23 protein-coding genes and 1 tRNA gene are annotated in these 23,083 nt (G+C 36.0%); 17 read left to right on the forward strand and 7 right to left on the reverse strand.

Translation table 11 applies throughout. The annotated features are described in order from the left end of the window. Nucleotides 1-28 precede the first annotated feature (28 nt). The 5 genes from LPC23_RS03010 to sufD all read left to right on the forward strand — a co-directional run bounded on the left by LPC23_RS03010 (nucleotide 29) and on the right by sufD (nucleotide 4,428). Nucleotides 29-358 carry a HesB/IscA family protein gene (locus LPC23_RS03010; RefSeq protein ID WP_229326386.1) on the forward strand — a complete coding sequence of 110 codons (330 nt, stop codon included), beginning with the start codon at nucleotides 29-31 and terminating at the stop codon, nucleotides 356-358. A gap of 47 nt (nucleotides 359-405) precedes the next feature. Next, the gene (sufB, locus tag LPC23_RS03015) at nucleotides 406-1,854 is read left to right on the forward strand and encodes a Fe-S cluster assembly protein SufB (protein ID WP_229326388.1); all 1,449 of its coding nucleotides are present in this window, start codon (nucleotides 406-408) and stop codon (nucleotides 1,852-1,854) included. Nucleotides 1,855-1,885: 31 nt separating this feature from the next. Then, nucleotides 1,886-2,233, forward strand: coding sequence for a four helix bundle protein (locus LPC23_RS03020; protein ID WP_229331006.1), 348 nt, complete (start codon nucleotides 1,886-1,888; stop codon nucleotides 2,231-2,233). 46 nt (nucleotides 2,234-2,279) lie between these two features. Continuing rightward, nucleotides 2,280-3,029 (forward strand): Fe-S cluster assembly ATPase SufC, encoded by a 750-nt coding sequence (sufC, locus tag LPC23_RS03025; protein WP_229331007.1) that lies wholly within the window; start codon nucleotides 2,280-2,282, stop codon nucleotides 3,027-3,029. An 82-nt stretch (nucleotides 3,030-3,111) separates the two neighbouring features. Further along, the gene (sufD, locus tag LPC23_RS03030; RefSeq protein WP_229331008.1) at nucleotides 3,112-4,428 is read left to right on the forward strand and encodes a Fe-S cluster assembly protein SufD; all 1,317 of its coding nucleotides are present in this window, start codon (nucleotides 3,112-3,114) and stop codon (nucleotides 4,426-4,428) included. Between the two features lie 62 nt (nucleotides 4,429-4,490). Here sufD and LPC23_RS03035 read toward each other — a convergent pair whose 3' ends face one another. Next, nucleotides 4,491-5,837, reverse strand: coding sequence for a serine hydrolase domain-containing protein (locus tag LPC23_RS03035; protein WP_229331009.1), 1,347 nt, complete (start codon nucleotides 5,835-5,837; stop codon nucleotides 4,491-4,493). Between the two features lie 190 nt (nucleotides 5,838-6,027). On the opposite strand from LPC23_RS03035, the gene LPC23_RS03040 reads away from it, so the two are divergent. The 5 genes from LPC23_RS03040 (at nucleotide 6,028) to LPC23_RS03060 (ending at nucleotide 8,998) form a co-directional block, all read left to right on the forward strand. Next, complete coding sequence (locus tag LPC23_RS03040) at nucleotides 6,028-7,242, forward strand: aminotransferase class V-fold PLP-dependent enzyme (RefSeq protein ID WP_229331010.1); 1,215 nt, start codon at nucleotides 6,028-6,030, stop codon at nucleotides 7,240-7,242. A 1-nt stretch (nucleotide 7,243) separates the two neighbouring features. Then, nucleotides 7,244-7,666 (forward strand): hypothetical protein, encoded by a 423-nt coding sequence (locus LPC23_RS03045; protein ID WP_229331011.1) that lies wholly within the window; start codon nucleotides 7,244-7,246, stop codon nucleotides 7,664-7,666. Between the two features lie 15 nt (nucleotides 7,667-7,681). After that, nucleotides 7,682-8,101, forward strand: a complete 420-nt coding sequence (locus LPC23_RS03050; protein ID WP_229331012.1) for a SufE family protein — start codon at nucleotides 7,682-7,684, stop codon at nucleotides 8,099-8,101. 5 nt (nucleotides 8,102-8,106) lie between these two features. After that, nucleotides 8,107-8,430 carry an SUF system Fe-S cluster assembly protein gene (locus LPC23_RS03055; protein ID WP_229318030.1) on the forward strand — a complete coding sequence of 108 codons (324 nt, stop codon included), beginning with the start codon at nucleotides 8,107-8,109 and terminating at the stop codon, nucleotides 8,428-8,430. 61 nt (nucleotides 8,431-8,491) lie between these two features. Beyond that, nucleotides 8,492-8,998 carry a DUF2480 family protein gene (locus LPC23_RS03060; RefSeq protein WP_229331013.1) on the forward strand — a complete coding sequence of 169 codons (507 nt, stop codon included), beginning with the start codon at nucleotides 8,492-8,494 and terminating at the stop codon, nucleotides 8,996-8,998. A 58-nt stretch (nucleotides 8,999-9,056) separates the two neighbouring features. On the opposite strand, the gene hflX is transcribed toward LPC23_RS03060, so the two are convergent. From hflX to LPC23_RS03085, 5 genes are all read right to left on the reverse strand, one after another. Continuing rightward, complete coding sequence (gene hflX, locus LPC23_RS03065; protein WP_229331014.1) at nucleotides 9,057-10,283, reverse strand: GTPase HflX; 1,227 nt, start codon at nucleotides 10,281-10,283, stop codon at nucleotides 9,057-9,059. Between the two features lie 35 nt (nucleotides 10,284-10,318). After that, the gene (locus LPC23_RS03070; RefSeq protein WP_229331015.1) at nucleotides 10,319-11,674 is read right to left on the reverse strand and encodes a DUF5689 domain-containing protein; all 1,356 of its coding nucleotides are present in this window, start codon (nucleotides 11,672-11,674) and stop codon (nucleotides 10,319-10,321) included. Nucleotides 11,675-11,687: 13 nt separating this feature from the next. Further along, nucleotides 11,688-14,525, reverse strand: coding sequence for a TonB-dependent receptor (locus tag LPC23_RS03075; RefSeq protein ID WP_229331016.1), 2,838 nt, complete (start codon nucleotides 14,523-14,525; stop codon nucleotides 11,688-11,690). Nucleotides 14,526-14,839: 314 nt separating this feature from the next. Then, nucleotides 14,840-16,051, reverse strand: a complete 1,212-nt coding sequence (locus LPC23_RS03080; protein ID WP_229331017.1) for an MFS transporter — start codon at nucleotides 16,049-16,051, stop codon at nucleotides 14,840-14,842. Nucleotides 16,052-16,366: 315 nt separating this feature from the next. Further along, nucleotides 16,367-17,410 carry a Gfo/Idh/MocA family oxidoreductase gene (locus LPC23_RS03085; RefSeq protein ID WP_229331018.1) on the reverse strand — a complete coding sequence of 348 codons (1,044 nt, stop codon included), beginning with the start codon at nucleotides 17,408-17,410 and terminating at the stop codon, nucleotides 16,367-16,369. Between the two features lie 372 nt (nucleotides 17,411-17,782). Between LPC23_RS03085 and rseP the strand changes: the two genes are divergently transcribed. The 4 genes from rseP to LPC23_RS03105 all read left to right on the forward strand — a co-directional run bounded on the left by rseP (nucleotide 17,783) and on the right by LPC23_RS03105 (nucleotide 20,710). Beyond that, entirely contained in the window at nucleotides 17,783-19,126 is a 1,344-nt protein-coding gene (rseP, locus tag LPC23_RS03090) for an RIP metalloprotease RseP (protein WP_229331019.1), read from the forward strand. A 256-nt stretch (nucleotides 19,127-19,382) separates the two neighbouring features. Next, nucleotides 19,383-19,456: transfer RNA gene (locus LPC23_RS03095), tRNA-Asn, on the forward strand. Between the two features lie 43 nt (nucleotides 19,457-19,499). After that, nucleotides 19,500-19,802 (forward strand): GIY-YIG nuclease family protein, encoded by a 303-nt coding sequence (locus LPC23_RS03100; protein WP_229331020.1) that lies wholly within the window; start codon nucleotides 19,500-19,502, stop codon nucleotides 19,800-19,802. Between the two features lie 425 nt (nucleotides 19,803-20,227). Further along, nucleotides 20,228-20,710 carry a cupin domain-containing protein gene (locus tag LPC23_RS03105; RefSeq protein WP_229331021.1) on the forward strand — a complete coding sequence of 161 codons (483 nt, stop codon included), beginning with the start codon at nucleotides 20,228-20,230 and terminating at the stop codon, nucleotides 20,708-20,710. A 126-nt stretch (nucleotides 20,711-20,836) separates the two neighbouring features. Here the strand turns inward: LPC23_RS03105 and LPC23_RS03110 are convergent, their stop codons facing one another. Further along, entirely contained in the window at nucleotides 20,837-21,199 is a 363-nt protein-coding gene (locus tag LPC23_RS03110) for a MerR family transcriptional regulator (protein WP_229331022.1), read from the reverse strand. Nucleotides 21,200-21,307: 108 nt separating this feature from the next. Between LPC23_RS03110 and LPC23_RS03115 the strand changes: the two genes are divergently transcribed. The 3 genes from LPC23_RS03115 to LPC23_RS03125 all read left to right on the forward strand — a co-directional run bounded on the left by LPC23_RS03115 (nucleotide 21,308) and on the right by LPC23_RS03125 (nucleotide 23,081). Continuing rightward, nucleotides 21,308-22,123 carry an SDR family oxidoreductase gene (locus LPC23_RS03115; protein ID WP_229331023.1) on the forward strand — a complete coding sequence of 272 codons (816 nt, stop codon included), beginning with the start codon at nucleotides 21,308-21,310 and terminating at the stop codon, nucleotides 22,121-22,123. A gap of 256 nt (nucleotides 22,124-22,379) precedes the next feature. Further along, a complete protein-coding gene (locus LPC23_RS03120) occupies nucleotides 22,380-22,868 on the forward strand; it encodes a DUF2975 domain-containing protein (protein ID WP_229331024.1) in 489 nt (162 codons plus the stop codon). Nucleotides 22,869-22,871: 3 nt separating this feature from the next. Continuing rightward, nucleotides 22,872-23,081, forward strand: coding sequence for a helix-turn-helix domain-containing protein (locus tag LPC23_RS03125; protein ID WP_229326466.1), 210 nt, complete (start codon nucleotides 22,872-22,874; stop codon nucleotides 23,079-23,081). Nucleotides 23,082-23,083 lie beyond the last annotated feature (2 nt).

The following is a 23,083-nucleotide window of genomic DNA, read 5'->3' on the forward strand; positions in this document are numbered from 1 at the left end:
AAAAATAAAAATAACAAATTTTTTGAATATGATAAAAGTTTCAGACACTGCTAGCAAAAAAATCATCAATATGATGGAAGAAGAAGGCTTTGATGCTTCTCAAGATTATGTTCGTGTAGGAGTTAAAAGCGGAGGATGTTCAGGCTTGTCTTATGAATTAAAATTTGACAAAGAGCTGACAGAAAACGATAAAGTTTTTGAAGATAACAAGGTGAAAATTGCTGTTGAAAAAAAATCATTTTTGTATTTAGCAGGAACGATTTTAGAATTTTCAGGGGGATTAAATGGAAAAGGATTTGTGTTTAACAATCCCAACGCAAGCAGAACTTGTGGTTGCGGGGAATCTTTTTCTTTATAAAACCATTCAATGGTTCCAACCCTTCTAAGGGTTAAACGATAAAAATTATGAGTAAATATACTGAAGACGATTTAAAAATTGAACTCGAAAATAAAGAGTACGAGTACGGATTTTATACTGAACTTGATTCGGAGACCTTTCCGATTGGGTTAAATGAGGATATTGTTCGCGCTATTTCTAAGAAAAAAGAGGAGCCACAATGGATGACCGATTGGCGAATTGAGGCGTTTCGTGCTTGGGAACAAATGGTAGAACCAGAATGGGCAAATGTTCACTACGAAAAACCCGATTTTCAAGCGATTTCGTATTATTCGGCGCCAAAAAAAGCGGATCCTAACAAAACGCTAGACGATGTAGATCCTGAACTTTTAGAGATGTACAAAAAGCTAGGTATTTCTGTTGATGAGCAAAAAATGATGAACAATGTAGCGATGGATATTGTGGTAGATTCTGTTTCAGTAGCCACGACTTTCAAGAAAACATTGGCCGAAAAAGGCATCATTTTTATGAGTATTTCTGAAGCCATTCGGGAATATCCTGAATTAGTTCAAAAACATTTAGGAACTGTAGTTCCACAAAAAGATAATTTTTATGCCGCTTTGAATTCAGCGGTATTCTCCGATGGTTCGTTTTGTTATATTCCAAAAGGTGTCAAATGTCCAATGGAATTATCGACTTATTTCCGAATCAATCAAGCAGGAACAGGTCAATTTGAAAGAACACTTTTGATTGCCGACGAAGGCAGTTATGTTTCGTATTTAGAAGGTTGTACAGCGCCAAGCCGTGACGAAAACCAATTGCACGCTGCCGTAGTGGAATTAATCGCCATGGAAGATGCCGAAATCAAATATTCTACGGTTCAAAACTGGTATCCTGGAAACAAAGAAGGAAAAGGTGGGGTTTATAACTTCGTAACCAAAAGAGGTTTGTGCGAGAAAAACGCTAAAATTTCTTGGACTCAAGTAGAAACTGGTTCAGCAATTACCTGGAAATATCCTTCAGTAGTGTTGAAAGGCGACAACTCAGTAGGCGAGTTTTATTCGATTGCCGTTACCAATAATTTCCAACAAGCCGATACTGGAACGAAAATGATTCACTTGGGTAAAAACACCAAATCGACTATTATTTCGAAAGGAATTTCGGCTGGAAAATCACAAAATAGTTACCGAGGATTAGTTCAAATTAGTCCGCGAGCAGATAACGCTCGTAACTTTTCTCAATGCGATTCGTTATTGATGGGAAATAGTTGTGGCGCTCATACGTTTCCGTATATCGAAAGCAAAAACCCAACAGCTAAAATAGAACACGAAGCCACAACGAGTAAAATTGGTGAAGACCAAGTGTTTTATTGTAATCAGCGTGGCATTCCAACCGAGAAAGCTATTGCCTTAATCGTAAACGGATTTAGCAAAGATGTATTGAACAAGTTGCCAATGGAATTTGCTGTTGAAGCACAAAAATTACTAGAAATTTCGCTTGAAGGAAGCGTGGGCTAATTTGAAAATGGGCTAATTTGAAAATTTGAAAATGGAAGTTAAAGAAAACGTAATTATTAAACTAACCTTTCAGTTTGCATTAGATATAATAAAATATTCTGAAGGGCTTCAGGAAGGTAAAAAGTTTGTAATTGCAAATCAACTTCTAAAATCAGGCACGTCGATTGGAGCCAATATTAGAGAAGCTCAAAATGCAGAAAGTAAAGCTGATTTTATTCATAAATTTAAAATTGCAGCCAAAGAAATAGAAGAAACAATTTACTGGTTAGAACTCTGTAAATTTTCAAATAATTATCCCAATGTGGACGATTTAATAGAACAAGTTAATAATATATCAAGAATAGTAAATAAAATAATAATTACGTCTAAACAAAAGTAATTTAGGAATTTCCAAATTTCCAAATTAACTAATTTCCAAATTAATTATGTTACAAATAAAAAACTTACACGCTTCAATTGGCGATAAAGAAATACTAAAAGGAATCAATCTTGAAGTAAAAGCAGGAGAAGTACACGCGATTATGGGGCCAAATGGTGCTGGTAAAAGTACCCTTTCTTCTATCATTGCTGGAAACGAAAATTATGAAGTTACAGATGGAGAAATCTTTTTGGATGGCGAAGACTTAGCCGACTTAGCTCCCGAAGAAAGAGCGCACCAAGGCGTTTTCTTGTCATTTCAATATCCAGTAGAAATTCCAGGTGTTTCGGTGACTAATTTCATCAAAACAGCTATTAACGAAAAGCGCAAAGCCAACGGTCAAGAGGAAATGCCAGCTAACGAAATGCTGAAATTGATTCGTGAAAAATCGGAATTATTAGAAATGGACAGAAAGTTCTTGTCGCGATCTTTAAACGAAGGTTTTTCGGGTGGAGAAAAGAAACGTAACGAGATTTTTCAAATGGCGATGTTAGAGCCTAAAATCGCTATTTTGGACGAAACGGACTCTGGTTTGGATATTGACGCATTACGAATTGTTGCCAATGGTGTAAATAAATTGAAAAACGAAAACAACGCGGTTTTAGTAATTACGCACTACCAACGTTTGTTAGACTATATTGTTCCTGATTTTGTTCACGTATTAATGGATGGAAAAATCGTAAAATCTGGTACTGCAGCTCTGGCTTTGGAACTAGAAGAAAAAGGATACGATTGGATTAAGGAAGAGTTGGTTTAAAATTTGTTTCAGGTTTAAAGTTTCAAGTTGCCTACTAAACAACTTTAAACTTTTAAACCTTAAACTTTAAACAATAATGAAAATGGAATTAAAAGAAAAATTACTATCGTCTTTTATGGCTTTTGAAGAGCGCGTGGATGTTCAAACCGAACTACACGACTTGCGTACTTTGGCTATAAAAAACTTTGAACATAAAGGTTTTCCAACTAAGAAAGACGAAGCTTGGAAATACACTTCTTTGAATGCAATTCTTAAAAAAGATTTTACTGTATTCCCAAAAAACGAATCTACTATTGAGTTCAAGGACGTAAAAAAATATTTTTTACATGAAATTGACACCTACAAATTGGTTTTTATAGATGGTGTTTTTGCCTCTAATTTGTCTTCTACCACTCACGAGGGAATTGATGTTTGTTTGATGTCTTCGGCATTGACCAAACCAAAATATAAAATGGTAATTGACTCCTATTTCAATCAAATTGCCAGCAAGGATGAAAGTTTGACTTCTTTGAATACGGCTTTCGCCAATGAAGGAGCTTACATTAACATCCCGAAAAGCAAAGTAGCCGATAAACCAATTGAGATCATGTATTTTTCTACTGGCTCAGAAACAGCGCTTTTGGCACAACCAAGAAATCTAATTGTTGTAGGCGAAAATTCTCATGTTCAAATTATCGAAAGACACCAATGTTTGAATGAAAATGCGGTTTTGACCAATTCGGTTACTGAAATTTTTGCTCAAAAACGCGCCATCGTGGATTATTATAAAATCCAAAATGATGAGTTGGAAGCCAACTTGATTGACAACACCTATGTGTCTCAAAAACAAGAAAGTCACGTTTCCGTTCAGACCTTTTCTTTTGGAGGAAATTTGACCAGAAACAACTTGAATTTCTATCAATTCGGCGAACGTTTGACAAGTACGTTGAACGGAATTACGATTATTGGTGATAAGCAACACGTAGATCATTATACCTTAGTACACCACGCGCAACCGAACTGTGAAAGCTTCCAAGATTACAAAGGGATCTTTTCTGATCGTTCTACAGGAGTGTTCAACGGAAAAGTATATGTGGAAAAAGAGGCGCAAAAAACGAATGCGTTCCAAAAAAGCAACAACATTTTGTTAAGCGATAAAGCCACGATCAATGCCAAACCACAATTGGAGATTTTTGCAGATGATGTAAAATGTTCTCACGGATGTACGGTAGGGCAATTAGACGAAACGGCTTTGTTTTATATGCAACAACGCGGTATTCCAAAGAAAGAAGCGAAAGCCTTATTGATGTATGCATTTTCAAATGCGGTTATTGAAAGCATTAAAATCCCGGAATTAAAAAACCGAATTACGACTATTATTGCTACTAAATTAGGGGTGAAGTTGGGGTTTGATTTGTAGAAAATGATAAATTAAAGAATATAAAAAGAGCGCAAGGTTTTATACTTTGCGCTCTTTTGTTTTTATTTTTTGATACTGCGAACAATTCCTCCCAGCAAACCATTAAAATCAAATTCCGGATCTTCTTTAAGTCCCATTCGAACGATAACTAAGTCGTGACTAGGGAAAATTGCCACCATTTGGCCTTGAAAACCGCTGGCGAAATACAAATCTTTTGGCGCATCAGGAAAACGTCCGCTAGCATTGAGCCAAAATTGACCTCCATAACGTCCGTTTGAAGTGTTGGTTGGTGTGGCAACATATTTTGCCCAACTCGGCTTAAAAAGCTGCTCTCCGTTCCAATTTCCTCGATGTAAATACAACAATCCAAACTTCGCCCAATCGCGCGTGGTTGCCCATCCATAAGACGAACCCACATAATTGCCTGCCATATCGGTTTCCACCAACATCGAGTGCATCCCAATTTTATCAATCAAAGCTGCATACCAAAAATCAAGGTATTCTTGATGGGTTTTGAATTGTTTTCTCAAAATTCCCGAAAGCAAATTAGTCGTTCCTGACGAATAGTTCCAATGCGTATTGGGTTGGAAAGCCAATGGTTTTTCGAGTTGCGAACGTGTCATGTCTACGGCCTGAAAAAGCATTTTAGTCACATCGGATATAGCTCCATAATCTTCTTCCCATTCTAAACCCGAGTTCATGTGTAATAAATCGTTGGTAGTGATTTTTTTGCGCTCATCATTAGCCCATTCTGCAATAGGAGCGGGTTGAAAGATGTTAAAACTCCTTTGTTTTTCGAGGATTCCAAATAAGGTTGCGGTAATACTTTTGGTCATGGACCAACCTAATATTTTACTGTTTTTTGTAAATCCTGTATCGTATTTCTCGGCAATAATTTTGTCTTTGTAAATCACAATTACAGAACGGGTTCGTTTGTTTTTTTGACCCTTTTTATCAAAAGCATTGATAACTGTGCGGTTCAATTGGTCGTAATCAATGTTAGAAAACAGGGTGTCTTTTTGTTCGGTATCGCCATAAGGATAAACTAAGTTGGCTTTTGATTGATCTCTTTTCGGTACCAAAAACGGTTTTGAAGTATCAAAATCATCGTTGATTAGTGTAGCACCCAAACCTTCACGATAGATGGCTTTGCGTTCTTTCAAGCCTTTAACAGAGGCTGTTGCAAAAAGCCCAGCTTCGTCGATTGTATTTTGGGCCAAATCGATGAGGTCAATATCGTTGTCGCCTTGTTCAATCATTTGTTGCGAACGATGGTCGATAAAATGTCCAGAGGCAATGCTTTTTGCCGAAAAACCAGAGATTAAATCGAGTTTTGGATAGGTGGTAAACCCAAAATACAACAGCCCAATAACTGCTGCAATACCAATCAATTGAAGTAATTTTTTCATTTGTAGTGATTTGAAATTGATGCAATTTAGTAAATAATAAACACAGATTTTACGTATTGAAACAATTTCAAAATCATAACTGTGATAATTTAGTGATTTGTGTTGAGCAAAACTTTAATTTTATTAACATCTGTTTGGTAAAAATCCACTTCAATTTTATTACTTTTGTATTTAGAAAAATTCTAAATAAATGTTTGACATTCAAAAAATAAGAGCCGATTTCCCGATACTTTCAAGACAAGTGAATGGGAAACCTTTGGTGTATTTTGACAACGGGGCGACTACTCAAAAACCGCAAGTGGTGATTGATGCGATTGCGACTTATTATCAGGAAATCAATGCGAATATTCATCGTGGTGTGCATACGTTGAGTCAGTTAGCCACGGATGCCTACGAAGCGTCTCGAACTAAAATTCAAAACCACATCAACGCCCAATTTGCTCACGAAGTACTTTTCACTTCAGGAACGACGCATAGTGTGAATTTGGTTGCCAATGGATTTGCTTCGCTTTTGAAAGCAGGTGATGAGGTGCTGGTTTCGGCTTTGGAACACCATAGTAATATTGTGCCTTGGCAAATGTTGTGCGAAAGAACCGGCGCTGTTTTGAAAGTCATTCCGATGAATGAAAAAGGCGAATTAGTGATGGAGAAGTTCGACCAATTGCTTTCGGATAAAACGAAAATTGTAACGGTAAATCATATTTCGAATGCCTTGGGAACGATTAACCCAATCAAATATATGATTGACAAAGCGCATCAATTTGGCGCTGCCGTTTTCATTGATGGCGCACAAGCCGTTCCGCATTTGAAACCCAATGTGCAAGAATTGGATTGTGATTTTTATGCTTTTTCAGGACATAAATTGTGTGGACCAACAGGAACCGGAATTTTGTACGGAAAAGAAGCGTGGTTGAATAAATTGCCGCCCTATCAAGGTGGTGGCGAAATGATTAAGGAAGTGACTTTTGAGAAAACAACTTATGCCGAATTGCCGCATAAATTTGAAGCTGGAACGCCTAATATTGCCGGTGGAATTGTGTTAGGAACCGCGGTTGATTATATGAATTCAGTTGGGTTTGAGAACATTCAAAAACAAGAAACAGAATTACTAAATTACGCAACGGAACAACTTTTAGCTATTGAAGGATTGAAAATATATGGAACAGCTGACGCGAAAACCTCGGTGATTTCATTTAATATTGATGGCATTCATCCGTATGATATTGGAACGATCGTGGATAAATTAGGCATTGCGGTTCGCACAGGACACCATTGCGCACAACCGATTATGAATTTCTTTGAGATTCCAGGGACCATTCGTGCTTCGTTTGCGTTTTATAACACTAAAGAAGAGATTGACGTGATGGTTGAGGCGGTGAAGAAAGCTAAAATGATGCTATTTTAAAATGAAAAAGAGTATTGTTTTGTTGTTGAGTATTTTAGTTTTTGCAGGATGTGCAGGACAAAAAAGAACCGCCCAAAACGAAATTAAAATAGAATACAAAGCCTATTCAAGAGGGTTTTATCAGTTGATAACAATAGAAAACCAAATGGTTTTTGTAACCAAAAGTAGAGAAGACAAACCAGTTGCATTTCGACTTTCGAATACGAATTGGAAAAGTTTACAATTGATGGTTCAAGAATTGGATGAGGCATTGCTCCATAATTGGAAAGCCCCAACCGAAAAGCGATTGTTTGATGGTGCAGCGATTGCTAGTTTGAAAATAACAAAACAAGGGAAAACATTTGAATCTCAAAGTTTTGATCACGGTTATCCGCCAGTAGAAATAGAAAAAGTAGTAAATAAAATGCTTTCTTTTGTGAAGTAAAAAGCAAAGATTAATATGACAATTAAAGAAATACAAGACGAGATAGTAGACGAGTTCTCGATGTTTGACGACTGGATGCAGCGTTACGAATACATCATTGAGCTAGGTAAAAACTTACCGTTAATCAAAGAAGAATTCAAAACGGAAGAGAATATCATCAAAGGCTGCCAGTCTAAAGTGTGGCTACAAGGCGAACAACAGGGAGACCTTATTGCTTTTACAGCAGACAGCGACGCTATATTAACCAAGGGCATTATTGCCATTTTGATTCGGGTTTTTTCAAATCAAAAGCCAGCGGATATTTTGGAAGCCAATATGGATTTTATAGACGCCATTGGATTAAAAGAGCATTTGTCACCTACTCGCGCTAACGGACTCGTTTCAATGATAAAAAATATAAAAATGTATGCCTTGGCATTCAACTCAAAAAACTAAATAGTATGACACAAGAAATAGACACTAACGAATTAGGAGAAGCGATTGTAAAAAAATTAAAGACGATTTACGATCCTGAAATTCCAGTTGATATTTACGAACTTGGATTGATTTATGATGTAATGGTAAATACCGATTACGAAGTGAAAATCTTAATGACCTTAACCTCTCCTAACTGTCCTGTAGCCGAAAGTTTACCAAGGGAAGTTGAAGAAAAAGTGAAGTCAATTGAAAACGTTAAATCGGCGGATGTAGAGATTACATTTGATCCCCCATGGAGCAAAGACTTGATGAGCGAAGAAGCAAAACTAGAGCTGGGAATGCTTTAGTAAATGAGTGTTCTGTAATCAGTTTTTAGTGTTCAGTTAAATACTAAACAATAAATTCATCATGGAAGAAATAGTAAACAAAGTAGCCCAGAGTTCTTTGATGGTATTCGATTTAGAAGATTACTATCCAGATGATCATGTGGTTGATTTAGATGTCTCGCAATGGTTAGCCGAAGGGTTTATCCTGAGAGAAACCGATTTTAGAACGCAATTAAAAGAGTACGATTGGTCTCCATTTGAAGATAAATATGTAGCTTTATACTGTTCGACTGACGCTATTTTGCCTGCTTGGGCATTTGCTTTAGTATCGGTTCATTTAACTCCATTTGCTTTAAAAATCATTCACGGAACCAAAGAATTAGCTATTATTGAATGGTATCAAGACATTTTAAACAAACTCGACTACACTGATTATTTTCAAAATCCTGTTATTTTAAAAGGCTGTTCCAAAAAAGCAGTTCCCAATCAAGTATATACCTTGGCAATTCAAAAATTAATTAAAGTTGCTAAAAGCGTTATGTTTGGCGAAGCTTGTTCAGCAGTACCGCTCTATAAAGCAAAAAAATAAACAGCTGTGTTTTATAATACCCAAAAGCCCTTTTGATTTTTCAAAAGGGCTTTGTTTTTTATTCTTCTTTTTCGATTGCGTCTTTGTAATCGGGATACAAGAATTTATTGTACGGAAAACGCGTAATGTGTATTTGTCTAACCGCTTCATACACTCGTTCTCTAAATTCTTCGAAGTTTTCTTTTTGTGTAGCCGAAATAAACAAAGCATTCTGGTCGCCTAAACGACTCATCCAGGTTGATTTCCATTCCTCTAAAGTATAATGGCGTGTTGTTTTTTCAGTGATTAAATCGTCTTCGTCAATGGTCAAATGTTGGTACGAATCAATTTTGTTGAACACCATAATCACCGGTTTGTCATTGGCTTTGATGTCTTGCAAAATTTGGTTTACGGCTTCAATATGATCCTCAAAATCGGGATGGGAAATATCCACAATATGCAACAATAAATCTGCCTCACGTACCTCATCAAGCGTACTCTTGAACGAATCTACCAATTGCGTAGGCAATTTTCGAATAAATCCTACCGTATCCGAAAGCAAGAAAGGTAAATTTTTGATTACTACTTTACGAACGGTGGTGTCCAAAGTGGCAAACAATTTATTTTCTACAAAAACTTCACTTTTTCCAACAGCATTCATCAAAGTGGATTTCCCCACATTGGTATATCCTACCAAAGCCACACGCACCATAGCGCCACGATTACTTCGTTGAACGCCCATTTGTTTGTCAATGGTTTTGATTTTGTCTTTCAAAAGGGAAATTCGGTCACGAACAATACGTCGATCCGTTTCAATTTCGGTCTCTCCAGGCCCACGCATTCCGATACCTCCTTTTTGACGTTCCAAGTGTGTCCAAAGTCCCGACAAACGAGGCAGTAAATAAATACATTGCGCCAATTCTACTTGAGTTCTGGCATAAGAAGTTTCGGCTCTTTGAGCAAAAATGTCTAAGATTAAATTGGTTCGATCTAGAATTTTGCAATCAATAATCTTAGAAATATTTTTTTGTTGTGAAGGCGTTAATTCGTCGTCAAAAATAACGGTTGAAATTTCGTTTTCTTTGACATACAAATTGATTTCGTCTATTTTTCCAGTGCCTAAAAAAGTTTTTGGATTGGGTTTGTCCATTTTTTGCCAAAAACGCTTTACCACTTGGCCTCCTGCTGTAAAAGTTAGAAATTCTAATTCATCCAAATATTCTCTTAACTTTTCTTCGGATTGATTTTGAGTAACTATTCCAACTATAGCGGTTTTTTCGAAATTTAATACTTCTTTTTCTAGCATAATATTGAATAAGCTACAAATTTAGGCAATTGCTTTTACTTCTCCCCATAAATCTGAACATCGTCAATTTGGAATGCTCCATCTAAAGCCAAATTTCTTCCTTCGCCCCTATAACGAAAACCAATATTTATTTTTCCTTTAAATGAAGACAAATCAATTCCTCCCGATCCCACAAATTGGTACCAAGGCGTTGATTGGGTTGGTAGTTTTGCTTTGATCGGAATCCAGGTAGCTGACGCAACATTCGTTCCGTTAAAATTTGAGGACACAAAAACTTCCAGTGAATTTAAAGGTGAATCTAAATCTAGGTTGTGTTGTGCGGCTCTAAAGGTTAAAATTTCATTGGTATGAATGTCCATATCAATTTTTGGGGAGATTAACCAGCCCACATTGAGTGCCACTCTAGTTCCACTAATCGCATATTCGGCACAACCATTCCCCGAAAAAACAGATCCTTTCCAAAACAGACTTCCGTTTTGAACGATGTTTGCCCAACCTGGTAGATTTACATTTACATTGTCTGTAACGCTTTCGAAATTTTCAGAAAAAAAAGGAACGTTCCTTTTGCCCGACATTGAAATGTCTTTGTCTGATCTTGGTAGTAATTGATAAGTAGAACCAAATTTAGTTAGGATTCCCTTTACTTTTCCGCTTCCCGATGGAACTTTGTTGGCAGAAAAATTGGCAAAACTACTAGTTCTGAAAACCAATTTATTTCCAAATCGATCTTCTAGAAGCCAATTTGTAGCGCCACCAACATCATTGGTGCTTTCATAAAAATTTCTACCGATAGCCTCTTGTGTAAATTGCACATCGGAGACTTCTACTAAAGTATTTAATAATAAGTCGTTTTCTATTTCGGTTAATGAAATTGTACGAGTTAATTCGGATTCTTTCAAAGTAGTGCACGAGACATGAAGTACTTTTTTATAATCATTTTGAGAAAGGCGACCTACACCCCCTTCATTAAATGAGTTTACAAAAAGAGTTCCAATTCGTAACCCACCATAAAACAGATCGGTATATTGATCTTGAAGCTTGACATAGACTTTGCTCCCTAGTCTAAAATCGATGTAAGTATTATTAACATCGATGGGCACACTAAATCCAATAGCTGGTTGTGTGGCCGTGGCTAAAGTTTGAAAAGAAATGGTCTTGAAAAAATTTCCAAATTCATCAGTTGAAACCACGTAGGCTTCAATTACATCGTTGAATTTGTATTGAGTAACCAAACCGCTAGCGGTATTTCGAATGTCTTCTACGCGCTTATTCACCACCAAATCGGGCTGGTTACATTCTATTGAAGGAAGGGCTATTTCATCTTTTACACAACTTGTTGCTGAAAAGAAAAGGAATACTAAAACAATACGATTTAAGTCAAATGATTTCATACTAATTTGGGATTTATAAATTGAAAGCTAAGCTAACGAAGTAGGTTCTTCCGTAGCCATAAAAATACCTGTTGCCAAAGTTGGGTGTTCCGTTGGAAACATCCTGATCTCGCTGCCTAAAGTTAGCATTACGGGCTTGTTCGAACCCTCCTGTTTTAAATGTTGTATTCAATACGTTATTAATACTACAAAATAGATTCAGATTTTTTTTCATCACTTTCCAGGATTTACCACCAACTAAATTTAGGAGCATTACTGGGGGTAATTCTTCTTGTTTGAGAAGGGTTTTTCCTCGATCTAAAGTGGCTTCTGGAAACGGAAATCCGCTGACGGGATTGGTAAAAAAAATGGAAGTGCGCGCAATAGGTGAAATATCAACATATCGATCTGCCAGATAATTAGCATTAGCACTAATCCACCAGTATTTAGGATTTCTGTATTCTAAACCCACAGAATAGGCTTGTTGTGGCATGCCCGCTTGACGATAATTTTTGAGTGCAGCAGTGCCAAAATCAAAAACTGGCAACCTGTTTTCTGCAGAGGCTTTGGCATCGTTTGTAATCGTTACATTGGGATTGCTATTATAAATATATTCTCCAAAACCGGCCGCTAAAGTAGTTTTTAATGTTGGATCAATTTGGTATTCAAAACTCAGTTCAGTTCCCCAATTTTTTTTATCCAATTGTGTTAATGTTTGGCTCACAAACGCATTGGTACTATTGTTTCCAGCTCCGTTATCAAAAATCCCTTCGGCATAGAAAAAGGAGTTTTCGGTGCTCCCAGTAATTTCATTATAAAAACTAGAAAATCGCAATTTTAATTTTGGCGAACGATACACATAACTAGCATCTATACTGTTATTGTTTTCATTACTTATTTGGTCTACAATGTTGTTATTTAGTCTTGAGTTAGGAAAAACAGACCTTAAATTAGGGGCTTTAGTAGCAAAGTATCCATTGAGTAGCACTAATTGTTTTCCAGAAATTTTTACTACGAGACCTCCTTTAAACCCATAATTTTCAAATTGGACGTTGGCGCTTTTACCAAAAGAAGTAGTGGGGTAGAGGCCGTTTTTGTAAAATCCTTCTCGTTGGAAATTGGTAGTTGAAAATTCGTGAGCTAAATAAAAATCAATTTTTTTATATTGAAATTGAAATTGCGTGAATCCTTCCAATTCTTTCACGAGAAACGAGTAATTATAACCATACTGATCACCAACCCGAATTTGTCTATTTGGGTGGTTTAAATCAGATTGAGCCTGATCTCCTCTATAAAAAGGGTCAATATCCTCAAAATAGCTTCCGCCAAGTAAGTCTACTACGTTTTGGTAGTTGTGAGAATACAGCTGATTATACGATACATTGGAATTGAAATGAATATGATCGGTTATTTTTGAGTGCAACTGAGAGTTTAGCGCTACCGTTGTATCATCTGTTCGATCCTCAAACAAGATATATTTACTTTTTCCAGGCTCATAACCCGTTATTTTTCCATTCGAATTGGTAACAGGGTTTTGATTGGCTTTGTAGATTGCCCCCCAATCGATTTGCTGCTGAGATAAAAACGCGAGTTTATTTAATTCGGCATTCGCTAAGTCAGGAGTAAACGCACCCGAAAACTCCCCCTCATCTCGGGCATATAAAGAACTGAAGAAGCTTGGCATTTTTCTATAATAAGAGGGATCGGGGCTGTTTGCTTTTTGAAAATCGATATTGGTATTACTTATTTTTCCAAACTGAAATAAGGCACCAAGATTTAAGGTGGTTTTATCATTTATTTTAAAATAATCATTCAATATAAAAACGGGTTCTTCTACTTTTTTGATTCGGGAATTGCGTTTTTGCCCATTAAAGAAACCCCAATACGAATTGTATCTTGTTGAGGTTAAGTTCGTAACCTCATCTGTGTTTGGTGAATTTTTCCCGCGAGAATTTGGAGTGTAAAAGGCAGTGAAATTCAGGGAGTTCCGATCGCTTAGTTTCTTTTCAACACTTATAAAAAATGAATTTGCGTCATAGTTAGTTCCTTCAAAATACCCTTCTCCGGCATATCTTTTTCCTGCAGAAATCACAAACGCCCATCCGTTTTCATTCATTCCAGAGGCGTAGGTTACCATAGTTCTCCATTGGTAGTTCGTGTTGGTTCCAGAAAATGAGATTCTTGTTCCCTTTCTATATTGGCTAGCTTGCGTACTTATATTTTGTGTAGCCAAGAGATCGCCAAAACTAAAATCAGAAGGGTTGGTTCCAATTGAAATTTCCTGATTTCGTAACACATCATTGATCCCGCCCCAATTACTCCATTGTGGCCTTCCATCAAAAAATTTGTTCATTTTAATACCGTTCATCATTAGAACAGCATATTTGCTATCCAAGCCACGAATTCTGTACCGGCTTGTTCCCCAATTGAATGCCGCTGCCTGTTGGTAGGCATCTCGCGTAGCTTGAAGTAGACCTGAACTGCTTTCGTTACCTCCGCTATCATCATTTAAATCGCTGTCTAAAAGGGCAATATTGCCAGCTTCTTTTTCGATTTCATCGTTTTCCTCAAGAGGGATTATTCCTAGATCAAACGACTTGCCAGGCAGCAAAACGACTTTGATTAATTTGTCTTGATAGCCATTAGAATGAATTAAAATCAATTGATTATTTTGAAGTTGAGTTACCAATCGGAACTTTCCATCAGAAGAGGTTAATTGCATTTCGTTAGTGTTTTGGATACTAACAGCAACAGAGTTTAATGGAAATTGAGATTTTTTATCAATAATTTTACCTAAAAGAATGCTTTCTTTTTGAGCAAAAAGCGAGACGCAATTACATAGAAATAATAGACATAGGAAATGGGTTTTCATACAATTTGGGATTAAAATGAAAAGGGGGATTTTCAAAACAATAATGGGTGTATTGTTTTGAAAAGTAACGATAATAAAGGTTGTTTTTGGAAAAAACGAATTGGCTTTGTGGCATTTAAACCTATTCATTGGTTAAAAATAGTAATTTTTTTTGTTGCTTTAATTTTTTTTTTGGAATTTTTTTTTGCCACGAAGGCTCGAAAGCGCAAAATGTTTCTAACGATTAAGTTAATTAAGAATCTTTGGACTTCTCTAATTTATGACATCTATGTTCCAAATCGTCCTTCGTATGTCGTAAATCGTCCTTCTAAAACCTATTCCGCAGTAGAAATCTTAGACACCATAAACGAAATAAGAACGCCAAAAACCCCGATAAAAGCAAAAGAAAATTGCAATCCGAATGCCTCAGCGATGTAGCCAATAATGGGTGGACCCATTAAAAACCCCAAGAAACTAACGCTTGAAACCGCTGTTAAAGCTTCGCCTGTTGGTATTTCAGGATGTTTTCCAGCGATGCTATACAAAGTAGGAATAATGGTCGAAACTCCTAGCCCAACAAACATAAAAGCAATGGTACACGGAATAATATAAGGGAAAAAGACAGCCGTAAAAAGACCGCTCGAAATCACCACGCCACTGATTTGCATCACCCTTTTTCGACCAAATTTTTGAATGAAACGATCGCCAAAAAAACGACCGCTTGCCATCATAATCATAAAGGAAGTATAGCCCAAAATTACTAAAGGTCCAGGTGCTTTTACCACGTCTTTGAAATACACGCCGCTCCAGTCAAACATCACCCCTTCGCTTGCCATACAACAAAAACCGATGATGCCTAACCACAACAATAATCTATCGGGTTTTCTGAATCCTTTTTCTTTTTTGGGTTGTGGTTTTTCGACCGCTTTGATGAGGTATTTGATGTTGAACGAAATCAACGATAAAACGAGAATGCCAACACAAACAAAATGTTGGAAAGGCGTAAGTTCTAATGCCAACATTCCAAGTCCCACAAAAGCGCCAGTGAAACCCGCCAAACTCCACATACCGTGGAAAGACGACATAATTGTTCTTTTAAACAAACCTTCGGTATACACTCCTTGAGTGTTTACAGAAATATTTGACAAGTTGCCAAAAACACCAAAAAAGAACAATCCCAAAGCCAGTAACCAAGGGTTGGGTGCCAAACCTAAGTTAGTTAAACTAATTGCATACATGATAATGGCAAAAACCAAAGTACGGTGACTCCCGAAACGAGTGACTATCTTTCCCGAAAACGGCATCATTGCTAATTGGCCTACAGGAACAGCAAACAAGATAGAACCCAAAGTAGCTTCGCTAAGATGTAAACTGGTTTTAATATCGGGAATTCGGCTAGCCCATGACGCAAAACACAACCCCATTCCGAAGTAGAAAGAACCTACTCCTAACCGAATTCTATTCAAGTAAGATGCTTTGGCTTCGCGGTAGCTTTTCTTGTATTTTCCCTTGCCTTTGAATCGGCCTAAAAAGTTTAAATCTATCAAAATGCTGTCTTTAGGATTTCATTGTGTCAAAAATACAAAAACGGATTGTTCGAAAGTGATAAATCTGTAATGTCACTCAATTACAACGTTATTGTTTATAATTTTTTGCCACGGATTAAACGGATTATTGCGTCATTGCGAGGAGGGACGACGAAGCAATCTTTGTTTTTTCCACCACAGATTAACAGATTTTTATTTTCACTATTTTTAGAATTTCTTAAATCTGCGTTCTATGTAGTATATTGTATACAAAACACACCCCTAGCCCCTCTCGAGAGGGGAACGTGTAGCTTTCGCAAATCCTATATCGTAAATCTAACTTATTGTAATTACTTTTTGCTCAGTATTACTTTGGATCGCCGCTTCAATAATTTGCATCACGTTCGCGCCTTCTTGAGCGGTAACGGGTTCAGGTTGGTTTTGAGTTATAGATTGATACACGCCGTCAAAATAATCGTAATAATTCCCTTGAAGTGTCGGGATTTTTTCTCGAACGATTTCTCCGTTTAACTCGGTATGCAGCAAGCCTTCTTTGTCTTTGGGTTCGGTTCCCCAAGTCGTTAGATTGGGTTTTTTGCCTAATTTTAATTCGTCTTCTTGTACATCGCCACGGGGTTTTAAAAACGACCCTTTTTTGCCGTGTAACACAAATGCAGGATTAGCCTCGCGAACAAAAAATCCCGCTTTCAATCGGACTCTTTTATCTGAATAATACAACAAAATGTCAATGTAATCATCTACTACGGAATGTTCACGCGTGATGCGAATATCAGCAAAAACACCTTTTGGCATGCCAAACAGATACAAGGCCTGATCAATCAAATGAGGTCCTAAATCTTTCAAGATTCCAGCACCAGCATTGGCAGTTTCTTTGTGAACTTTTGGACTTAAAACAGGGTTGTAACGGTCAAAATGGAATTCGGCTTCTACGATTTCGCCCAGCTTATCATCAGCAAGTATCTTTTGAACGGTTTTGAAATCACTATCCCAGCGTCTGTTTTGAAACACGGCTAGTTTTAATCCTTTGGCTTTAGCCAAATCAGTCAATTCTTTTGCTTCGGCAAGGGTGGTGGTAAAGGCTTTTTCGACCACCGCATGTTTGCCTGCCAGCAATACTTTTTTGGCATATTCAAAATGTGTTCCTACTGGAGTATTCACTATAATGAGTTCAGCATCAGACTCTAAAACGGATTCTAAACTCGGATAACTAGTTACACTTGGATAATCTTCTTGGATTAATTTTTTGGTTCTTTCCCAAGAACCCAACAATTCAAATCCTGGGTGAAGCGCTATAAATGGGGCGTGAAACACTTTTCCAGACATGCCGTAAGAGAGTAATGCCGTTTTGATTTTTTGCATGATTTTTTGTTTTTGATGCGTATGCAAAATAACGATTTTTTTGCCGCAAAGGAGCGAAGTATTTTAAACCATTAAGAGATTTAGTTATTAAGATTTCTTCAATCTGTGTTCAACCTCGTAAATCGTATTTCGTATTTCGTAAATTGAAAACCATATAAGTCATATAAGGAAACAAAAGAAGGTCGCTTCGCTCAATAGAAGAACATATAAGATTTCCTGAATTTCCCACATCTGCATCCCACTTCGCACCTCGTAAATCGTACCTCGTAAATTGAATTAACAAACTTTTAGCAGCCACTACATTTTTATACTATTTGAAATAGAAAAGAAAAGTCTATTTTTGTGCATCGAAATACGAATTAAAACAACACCATGGATATTGTTATCAAGCTTTCTCAGTTTTTATTGAGTTTATCATTATTGATTATTTTACATGAACTAGGGCATTTTATACCTGCTAAAGCATTTAAAACCCGAGTAGAAAAATTCTACTTGTTTTTTGATGTTAAATTTTCGCTTTGGAAAAAGAAAATCGGAGAGACTCAATACGGAATTGGGTGGTTGCCACTGGGTGGTTATGTCAAAATTTCGGGCATGATCGACGAGAGTATGGACAAGGAGCAAATGGCTTTGCCTGCGCAACCTTGGGAGTTTCGTTCAAAACCGGCTTGGCAACGTTTGATAATTATGCTAGGGGGTGTAACGGTTAATTTTATTTTAGCCTTTGTTATTTACATTGGGATGACATTTGTTTACGGCGACATGTTCATCGCTACTAATGATCTAAAAGACGGGCTGTTGATTGAGAACCCAGTGATGCAAAAAGCAGGTTTCCAAACAGGAGATAAAATTGTAGCCATTGACGGCCAAAAGGTGTTGAAGTTTGACAATCAAATGAATGCTCAGATTTTAATGGCTAAACAGGTTTTGATTGAGCGAAATGGAGTACAGCAAACAATAACAATGCCGGTCGATTTTGTAGACCAATTGTCAAAATTAGAAAAAGGTCCGTTGGCAACAATCCGAATGCCGTTTGTGGTAGGGGCTGTCTCTGAAGAATCAAAAAACCAAACGTTACAACCTAAAGATGTTGTGTTGCGTTTGAACGAAGAACCTGCAAAATATTTTGACCAGGCAAAAACGATTTTAGAAAAGAATAAAAACAAGTTGATTGTAGCTGGAATTTTAAGAAATGACAAAGAAATGCAAGTTCCAGTTCAAGTGGACGGGGATGGGAAGTTGGGGGTACAATTAGCAGCTTTAGATTTGGCTTCTTTAGAAAAATTGGGATATTACAAAGTAAGTAAACAAGAGTTTGGTTTCTTGGAATCATTTTCTGTAGGTATTCAAAAAGGAGCCGATCAGTTAGTAGGTTATGGCAAACAATTGAAAATGATTTTTAACCCAGAAACCAAAGCCTACAAACAAGTGGGTGGATTTGCGGCTATTTTTAATATTTTTCCAAGTACTTGGAGCTGGGAAGTGTTTTGGAACATTACTGCACTGTTATCGATTATGCTTGGAGTCATGAATTTATTACCTATTCCTGCTTTGGACGGAGGACATGTGATGTTTTTGTTATACGAGATCATCAGCGGGAAGAAACCAAGCGATAAATTTTTAGAAAATGCTCAAATGGTTGGTTTTGTTTTACTTATCACATTGCTATTGTTTGCTAACGGAAATGATATTTATAAAGCCATTGTAGGCAAGTAAAAAAAATTGAAAATTTAGAGCAAATTATTTGCGAAAATCAAATTTTGCCCTATATTTGCACCGCTTTAAAAGTGAAATACACTTTTTTCTTAGCCCTGCTGAAATACACTTTTGACTGTTAATCAGAGTCCCGATAGCTATCGGGATTGGTTTAAGAAAATTAAGTTTATTTGTAATAAAAACAGATTACATTGGAGTTTTAATTAAAGAAATTTTAAAATAAACTTCATTTAAAATACGGTAACCTTTAGGTTATTCCTCCTTAGCTCAGTTGGTTAGAGCATCTGACTGTTAATCAGAGGGTCCTTGGTTCGAGCCCAAGAGGGGGAGCAAAAGTCCAGCAGTAATGCTGGACTTTTTTGTTTTTAATACTATGGAAAATATTGTTTACATTTTACATTCAAAACAATTAGGTAAATACTACATTGGATTTACCAAAAACCTCGATTTGCGTTTGGATTTTCATCAAAATGATATCCAAACAAGAAAATTCACCTACAAAGCTGATGATTGGGATTTGATTTTCACCATTGAATGTAAGTCAAAGGAGCAAGGCTTGTCTATTGAGAAGCATATAAAAGCAATGAAAAGTAGAGTTTACGTTCAAAATTTGATGAAATATCCCGAAATGACAATTAAACTTTTAAAAAAATATAGCGACACATCGGACTGTTAATCATAGTTCCGATAGCTAACGGAATTGGTTCGAGCCAATGTTTTAAACGATAGCTATTGGTAAGGGGAGCAAAAAGCAAAAAGCCTTTACAGCAATGTAAGGGCTTTTTTTATGTCAAGTAACTTTGCAAACATAATTATTCAATCTAATATCTTGGCAGTGATCTGGCACTAATTGGTTATTATACTTTTAATTTTTTAGAGATTTTATAATTAACCTCGATTGGTACAAATAAATAAGAAATCATAAAATATGACATAAAGGTTATTTTAAAAATTAACTTCCCACAAGGTTTCAAAAGTTGCTCTATAAAATTTCTAAATTATTTTAATAACATTTTGTGTTTGTACATTTTATTACCACTTGGGTTTAATAGTTTCACATTTCATTTTTTAAACTATATTTGATTTAAAATAATTATAAAAATGAAAAAATCAACTCTGCTTTTTTTCCTGTTAATTCCATTTTTAGGCTTTACACAAAAGTCTGATTATACGGTATCTTCATATTTGCTTGAGGGACCAAAAGCACCAAATACGCATTACATTGGTGAAGCGTGGTTAAATAACGTACTTCAAGGTGATGCCGAATTCAATTTCAATATTACTAAAGCAACTTTTAGAAAAAATTCCACCCTTGATTGGCATAAACATTCAACACCACAAGTGCTTATAGTTGTAGATGGGGAAGGTTATTATCAAGAAAGAGGAAAAGATGCCATTATTATAAAAAAAGGAGATGTTATAAGATGTGGTAAAGACACCGAGCACTGGCACACAGCCAGTAAGGAAAACCCGATTACTTATTTAGCTTTATATGATGGTTCAAAACCGACTGTATGGACTGAACCATTAACTCAAGAATATTATGATAGCGTTGCGAAAAAATTAAGTGCTGAAAAGAAATAAGTTCAACCCTTCAATTTCCTTACAGTTACATACTCAATCATCGCATTATAGCTGCAGCTTCTGTCAACAAGGGGAGCAAAAAGCAAAAAGCCTTTACAGCAATGTAAGGGCTTTTTTATTTTGGAATTAACACTTATCGTTTAGGACATCTTTTTTGAACGCATCTATTTGCTTTTTCATTTCTTTAATCTCTTTCATCTTTTGTTCAAGGGAAAGTAATTTTTCATCGAGAATACTTAATTTTTCTTCTTTGCTGAATTGATTATTGTACCAAGCATCGATGAGTTGTCCTATTTCTCTTATCGTGAACCCAACAGATTTAGCATCGCTAATGAATTCTAATTTTTCAATTGTTTCCTCATCATAGTGAAAATAATTGTTAGAGGTAATTGATTCATCGCGTTTGCCTTCAATTAGTCCAGACTTCTCATAGAAGCGAATGGTATGGGCAGAAATCCCAGTAATTTTAGCTATTTCATTGATTAACATAAAGCAAATATAAAAAATTATAAAAAAATAACAACTATAGACTACGCTCTAAGGTTGTGGGTTTCAATTTATACCACTACGTTTGTTCAAAATTAAAAATACAATTATATGAAAAATACAATTTTAATTACAGGAACCTCAAGCGGGATTGGTAAATCAACCGTTATTGAATTTGCAAAAAAGGGATGGAATGTAATTGCTACCCAAAGAAATCCTGAAAAGGAATCTGATTTTAAGACCTTTAATAATGTAAAACTTTTTCCTTTAGATGTAACAAATCTCGATAGTATCACTAAAGTATTTCAGAAAGTTAAAGAAGAATTTGGGACTATTGATGTTGTTGTAAACAATGCTGGTTATGGCGTAGATGGAGCTTTTGAAGCAATGTCTGATGAAGTAATTGAAGACCAATTTAACACCAATGTATTTGGATTAATGCGAGTGACAAGAGAAGCAATAAAAGCGATGCGTCCCTCTGGTGGTGGAACAATCATTCAAATTTCAAGTATGGGTGGTAAAATTACGTTTCCATTATACAGTATTTATCACGCTACTAAATTTGCCGTGGAAGGTTTTACAGAGTCGTTGCATTATGAATTAGCACAATTCAACATCAAATTGAAGTTGATAGAACCGGGACCAATTGTAACCGATTTTTATGGAAGAAGTCGTCAATTCATAAAGCCAGATTATACCAATGAGTACGATACTTTTATTGCAAAATTTAATGATGCTGCAGCGAAAGTGATGAAAGACGCTGAAGGCCCTGAAGTTGTCGCCAAGATGATTTACAAGTCGGCAACAGACAATAGTAATCAAATGCGGTATGCTGTTGGTAAACCCGGCCCAATGTTATTAGTACTTAGAAAATGGCTTTCGGATAAGTTGTACTTTTTGATGGTTAGAAAAAGTTACAATTTATAAGTAAGCATCATTCAATTTTACACAAAGTTTAATATTTAATTTACTGATTTTCAATCGCTAAATTATCGCATTCAAGTTGCTTCTTCTGTCAAAAAAAGGATCAAATAGCAAAGTAAAAGGGTTATACCTGAATGGTGTAACCCTTTTTGTATTTAAATAAAATATGCTTAAGACAGTATCAATTGTTATTCGTATAATATTTGTTGTTTTTCAATAAATTTATTACTTTTGTCATTAAATTTAACACGAAACAATAATGACTACTCCAAATGTAAAAGTGCTCGAAAGAAGTTCCACCTTATTTTTAAAGTTAATTCTTTTAGTTTTAAGTTTAGCAGTCCTAACTCTTTGTGGATTCCTGCTGTATCAAATTATCCAATCGGATTCTTTAGGGGATTATCAACCAATATTGATTGGCGTTCTTATTTCAACCATTCCATTTCTATATGTTTTTTATCAAGCGTATAACTTATTGAATAATATTGATGCCAATTTATCATTAACCGATTCATCTGTTAATTCTTTACGAATTATAAAAGTGTGTTCGTTTCTAATCAGTTTAATGTATTTGATGGGTTCACCATTTATTTTCAATGTTGCCCAGCAAGATGATGCCCCAGGAGTCGTACTAATTAATATCATTTTAATTATGGGGCCATTTTCTGTTGGTGTTTTTACCTATATTTTACAGAAACTTCTAATTAATGCCATTGGATATAAATCCGAAAACGAATTAACCATATAATTGATGGAAATTATTGTAAATCTTGACGTGGTAATGGCACAAAGGAAAATGTCATTGAATGAATTATCAGAGAGAGTAGGAATATCTTTGTCCAATCTTTCCATATTAAAGACGGGTAAAGCAAAAGCAATCCGTTTTTCAACATTAGCCACATTGTGTGAAGTTTTAGATTGTCAGCCATCAGATCTATTAGAATATAAAAAACAGGTATAAAA

Origin of the sequence: Flavobacterium ammonificans (assembly GCF_020885975.1) — a bacterium.
Classification (GTDB): Bacteria; Bacteroidota; Bacteroidia; order Flavobacteriales; family Flavobacteriaceae; genus Flavobacterium; species Flavobacterium ammonificans.

Bases quoted from the DNA above. Each gene is read 5' to 3' on its own strand.
- LPC23_RS03045 (WP_229331011.1), top strand. From the start codon at position 7,244: ATGAAAAAGAGTATTGTTTTGTTGTTGAGTATTTTAGTTTTTGCAGGA.
- LPC23_RS03100 (WP_229331020.1), top strand. From the start codon at position 19,500: ATGGAAAATATTGTTTACATTTTACATTCAAAACAATTAGGTAAATAC.
- LPC23_RS03050 (WP_229331012.1), top strand. From the start codon at position 7,682: ATGACAATTAAAGAAATACAAGACGAGATAGTAGACGAGTTCTCGATG.
- LPC23_RS03125 (WP_229326466.1), top strand. From the start codon at position 22,872: ATGGAAATTATTGTAAATCTTGACGTGGTAATGGCACAAAGGAAAATG.
- LPC23_RS03115 (WP_229331023.1), top strand. From the start codon at position 21,308: ATGAAAAATACAATTTTAATTACAGGAACCTCAAGCGGGATTGGTAAA.
- LPC23_RS03120 (WP_229331024.1), top strand. From the start codon at position 22,380: ATGACTACTCCAAATGTAAAAGTGCTCGAAAGAAGTTCCACCTTATTT.
- LPC23_RS03085 (WP_229331018.1), bottom strand. From the start codon at position 17,410: ATGCAAAAAATCAAAACGGCATTACTCTCTTACGGCATGTCTGGAAAA.
- LPC23_RS03010 (WP_229326386.1), top strand. From the start codon at position 29: ATGATAAAAGTTTCAGACACTGCTAGCAAAAAAATCATCAATATGATG.
- sufB (WP_229326388.1), top strand. From the start codon at position 406: ATGAGTAAATATACTGAAGACGATTTAAAAATTGAACTCGAAAATAAA.
- sufC (WP_229331007.1), top strand. From the start codon at position 2,280: ATGTTACAAATAAAAAACTTACACGCTTCAATTGGCGATAAAGAAATA.
- LPC23_RS03070 (WP_229331015.1), bottom strand. From the start codon at position 11,674: ATGAAATCATTTGACTTAAATCGTATTGTTTTAGTATTCCTTTTCTTT.
- rseP (WP_229331019.1), top strand. From the start codon at position 17,783: ATGGATATTGTTATCAAGCTTTCTCAGTTTTTATTGAGTTTATCATTA.
- LPC23_RS03060 (WP_229331013.1), top strand. From the start codon at position 8,492: ATGGAAGAAATAGTAAACAAAGTAGCCCAGAGTTCTTTGATGGTATTC.
- LPC23_RS03110 (WP_229331022.1), bottom strand. From the start codon at position 21,199: ATGTTAATCAATGAAATAGCTAAAATTACTGGGATTTCTGCCCATACC.
- LPC23_RS03075 (WP_229331016.1), bottom strand. From the start codon at position 14,525: ATGAAAACCCATTTCCTATGTCTATTATTTCTATGTAATTGCGTCTCG.
- LPC23_RS03040 (WP_229331010.1), top strand. From the start codon at position 6,028: ATGTTTGACATTCAAAAAATAAGAGCCGATTTCCCGATACTTTCAAGA.
- sufD (WP_229331008.1), top strand. From the start codon at position 3,112: ATGGAATTAAAAGAAAAATTACTATCGTCTTTTATGGCTTTTGAAGAG.
- LPC23_RS03105 (WP_229331021.1), top strand. From the start codon at position 20,228: ATGAAAAAATCAACTCTGCTTTTTTTCCTGTTAATTCCATTTTTAGGC.
- LPC23_RS03055 (WP_229318030.1), top strand. From the start codon at position 8,107: ATGACACAAGAAATAGACACTAACGAATTAGGAGAAGCGATTGTAAAA.
- hflX (WP_229331014.1), bottom strand. From the start codon at position 10,283: ATGCTAGAAAAAGAAGTATTAAATTTCGAAAAAACCGCTATAGTTGGA.
- LPC23_RS03020 (WP_229331006.1), top strand. From the start codon at position 1,886: ATGGAAGTTAAAGAAAACGTAATTATTAAACTAACCTTTCAGTTTGCA.
- LPC23_RS03035 (WP_229331009.1), bottom strand. From the start codon at position 5,837: ATGAAAAAATTACTTCAATTGATTGGTATTGCAGCAGTTATTGGGCTG.